A 3,777-nucleotide genomic window follows, 5' to 3' on the forward strand; every position below is an offset into this window, starting at 1 on the left:
ATGCCTGAGTATTTTCAGCGTGCGCCTTGCAAAAAAAAGCAGCAAGTCCACCTGTAAAAACAACAGGTCCGACGACTTGTGAAAAAGCCTATCTAAACAATGGCCTGTGGCCATATTCATGGCGCCGTAGCAGAGCCGGAAAATCTCTCTGGCAATACCACTCTGATACAGGTTGACAGCCGTTTTTACGCCCTCTACAGTCGCCAGATAACTATTTCCACATGGAAATATTTTAGGCGAATCGAAAGAGCACTGCAAAACACTCGACACCACAATAAAACCGTATCGGAAAGCATGTTGAAAACTCACACCATCAGGTATTTATTAAGAAGCGTCACGCCCGTCTTCATCGGCATGTGCATCCTGAGCAGCTGCAGCGACGGCGGAACGTCCGATTCGGCGTCGACCGGCGCCAGCGCAAAACTCGCCGCCAGCGCGGGTGCCCCTTATGGCGGCAAGGCGTGGCCGCTGCCAGGAACCATCCAGGCGGAAGATTTTGACACCGGCGGCCAGAATGTCGGCTACTTCAATTCTGCCAATACAAACCAGGGCGGCCAGTATCGCAAAACAGAAGGCGTCGGGATCGAAGCGACCAGCGATGCCGGCGCCGGCTACGATGTCGGCTGGACCACCGCTGGCGAATGGCTCAACTATACGGTCAATGTCGCGGCCGCCGGCAGCTATACGGCGCAAATCCGGGTCGCCAGCCAGGGACAGGGCGGCACTTTTCACTTCAATGTAGATGGCGTGTCTGCTACGCCGCAACTGACGATCCCGAATACGCAAGGCTGGCAGAATTGGCAAACGGTTTCCACCAGCATCACCCTGGGCGCAGGGCAGCACGTGATCCAGCTGCACCTGGACAGCGTAGTCAACGGTGGCCTGGTGGGCAACTTCAACTGGTTCAGCATCGGCAATGCATCGACAGTGGTCGACGCCAGCACCATAGACGGCAAGCACATGTTCGGCTACCAGGGCTGGTTCGCCTGTAACGGCGACGGCTCGCCGCTGAGCGCCGCCGGCAACGGCTGGCGGCACTGGGCGCCAAGTGCAACACCGAACCCGCAGAACGTCAGCGTCGACATGTGGCCCGACATGCGCGACGTGCCGGCCGGCGAGCGTTGCAATACGGCGTTTGTCATGTCGGACGGATCGCCCGCAACGCTCTACAGCGCCTGGAACCGCAGCACGGTCAACCGTCATTTCGAATGGATGAAGGCGTATGGCCTGGACGGCGTTTTCCTGCAGGAATTCGTGGGTGAGCTGGAACCTGGCTCGGCCAACCGTCGTTTCCGCGATGGCGTAACAGCCAACGTGCGCGCCGGGGCCGAAGCAAACGGCCGGGTCTGGGCGGTGATGTACGACATCTCGGGAGAGAAATCGGAGAACATCATTCCGCGCATCAAGGATCACTGGGCGGCGCTGGCGGCGGATGGCTCGCTGGCGTCGAGCCGTTACCTGCACCAAGGCGGGCGTCCGGTCATCTCGATCTGGGGCATGGGTTTCACCGGCCATAACGCCACACCGGCCCAGGCGAACGAATTGATCGACTGGTTCACGAAAAACGCGCCCGACAACCAGCGCGCCTTCGTGATCGGCGGCGTGCCTTCGCGTTGGCGCACAATGGGCGACGACTCGCTGCAGGATCCGGCATGGGCGGATGTCTATCGCCGCTTCGATGTCATCAGTCCGTGGACCGTCGGCCGCTATGGCGACGAAGCCGGCGCACAAGCCTGGCGGCGCGATGTTATCGCACCGGACCTGGCCGAGGCCAAACGGGTAGGGCGGCGCTACATGCCGGTCATGTTCCCGGGCGGCCGCAACTTGCCGCGCAAGGGCGGCTGTTTCTGGTGGACCCAGTTCTACGAGTTCAAATCGGCAGGTAACAATATCTTCTACACCGCCATGTTCGATGAAGTGGACGAAGGTACGGCGATGTACAAGGTTGCGCCCAACAAATCGCTGATCCCGACCGAGCCGCCGGCATCAACCAACCGTCCGCCCTTCATCACGCTGGATGCGGATGGAGAAAGTCTGTCCAGCGATTTTTACCTGCGGCTGGCGCGCGAAGCCAACCGCGTTTTAAGCGGCGACCGTACGCTGGAGCCGACGCGGCCAATCTCGCAATAGCCGTCATGAGATCGTAGCAGCAAGAAGCGCAGGATGTTTCATTGCTAAAAGCAGTGAAACATCCTGGCGACTTCTTTTTTTCAATCATGCCTGCACAAACTCCGATTATGTACTATCATTAGTTACATGAGAAGAGACAGCAAACTTTCATCGATCCTTCACGTGCTGCTGCATATGGCGCACGGCGAGCGACCATTCACCTCCGAAGAATTGTCGGTCTACCTGGACACCAACCCGGTGCTGGTGCGGCGCGTGCTGGCCGGCCTGCGCGAGCGCGGCTACGTCGGTTCCGGCAAGGGCCACGGCGGCGGCTGGACCATCACCTGCGATCTGCACAAAGTGACCTTGCACGACATCTACGAAGCCGTCGGCGCCCCCACAGTGTTCGCGATGGGGCACCGCGCCGATCATCCGGACTGCCTGGTGGAAAAGGTGGTTAACCAGTCGTTGTCGAGTGCGTTTGACGCGGCCGAAGCCTTGCTGATCGAGCATTTCAAGGACGTCACGCTGGCCGACCTGTCGGAGCGCTTCAACCTCCAATACAAGAAACACAAGGAAGAAAATTATGCCCACCCAGCATCCAGGAAATGAGTTCGACGCCATCGTCGTCGGCGGCAGCTACGCCGGCCTGTCGGCAGCGCTGCAGCTGGCGCGGGCACGCCGCCGCGTGCTGGTGATAGACGCCGGCCAGCGCCGCAACCGCTACACCAGCCATTCGCACGGCTTCCTGACGCGGGATGGCAGCGAGGCCTCAGCCATCGCCGCCGAGGGCCGCGCCCAGCTGTTGGCTTACCCTAGCGTCACATGGCGAGACGGCACGGCGGTGGCAGCGGCCGCCAATGACGACGGCTTCTGCGTGACGCTGGATAATGGCCAGCTGCTGCAGGCGCGCCGGCTGGTGCTGGCGACCGGCGTGGTCGACGAATTGCCGCAGCTTGAAGGACTGGCCGAACGCTGGGGCCGCAGCGTGTTCAGCTGTCCGTACTGCGACGGTTATGAACTCGATCAAGGCAGCATCGGCGTGCTGGCCACAGGACCACTATCGATACACCAGGCTTTGATGCTGCCTGACTGGGGCTCGACAACGCTGTTTCTCAACGGCGCGTTCGAACCGGATGAAGAGCAGTTGGCCAGCCTGGTCCAGCGCGGCGTGACGATTGAGCGTACACCCGTGGCGCGCATCGGAGGCAAGGCCGATGTTGTGCTCAGCGACGGCCGCATGCAGCCGATGGCTGGCCTGTTCGTGATGGGCCGCACCTACGCCGCCAGCCCGCTGGCCGAACAGCTGGGCTGCGCTTTTGATGAGGGGATGACCGGGATGTTCATCCGTACCGACATGCAGAAGGCCAGTACCGTGGCCGGCGTCTATTGCTGCGGCGATGCTGCGCGCATGGCTCCCGGCGTGGCGCATGCGGTTGCCGACGGCGTCATGGCGGGCGTGGCGGCGCACCGGTCGCTGATCTTTGGTGCGGTTGCCGCTGCTTAGGCCTCGAATATCCTGCCGATAGCATTCAATGCGCATGCCTGAGTATTTTCAGCGTGCGCCTTGCAAAAAAAAGCAGCAAGTCCACCTGTAAAAACAACAGGTCCGACGACTTGTGAAAAAGCCTATCTAAACAATGGCCTGTGGCCATATTCATGGCGCCG

Annotated in this window: 3 protein-coding genes; all 3 read left to right on the forward strand. The window is 60.7% G+C overall.

What is annotated here, in order from left to right:
• The first annotated feature begins 294 nt into the window (after nt 1-294).
• The 3 genes from JWQ61_RS21065 (at nt 295) to JWQ61_RS21075 (ending at nt 3,616) form a co-directional block, all read left to right on the forward strand.
• On the forward strand, nt 295-2,130 hold the full coding sequence (locus JWQ61_RS21065) for a carbohydrate-binding protein (protein WP_304362240.1): 1,836 nt from the start codon (nt 295-297) through the stop codon (nt 2,128-2,130).
• Nucleotides 2,131-2,256: 126 nt separating this feature from the next.
• On the forward strand, nt 2,257-2,721 hold the full coding sequence (locus JWQ61_RS21070) for an Rrf2 family transcriptional regulator (RefSeq protein WP_304362241.1): 465 nt from the start codon (nt 2,257-2,259) through the stop codon (nt 2,719-2,721).
• A complete protein-coding gene (locus tag JWQ61_RS21075) occupies nt 2,696-3,616 on the forward strand; it encodes an NAD(P)/FAD-dependent oxidoreductase (RefSeq protein ID WP_304362242.1) in 921 nt (306 codons plus the stop codon). The genes JWQ61_RS21070 and JWQ61_RS21075 overlap by 26 nt, the downstream gene beginning before the upstream one ends.
• The last annotated feature ends 161 nt before the right edge of the window (nt 3,617-3,777 follow it).

The organism is Collimonas fungivorans (genome assembly GCF_028292705.1).
Taxonomy (GTDB): Bacteria; Pseudomonadota; Gammaproteobacteria; order Burkholderiales; family Burkholderiaceae_D; genus Collimonas; species Collimonas fungivorans_B.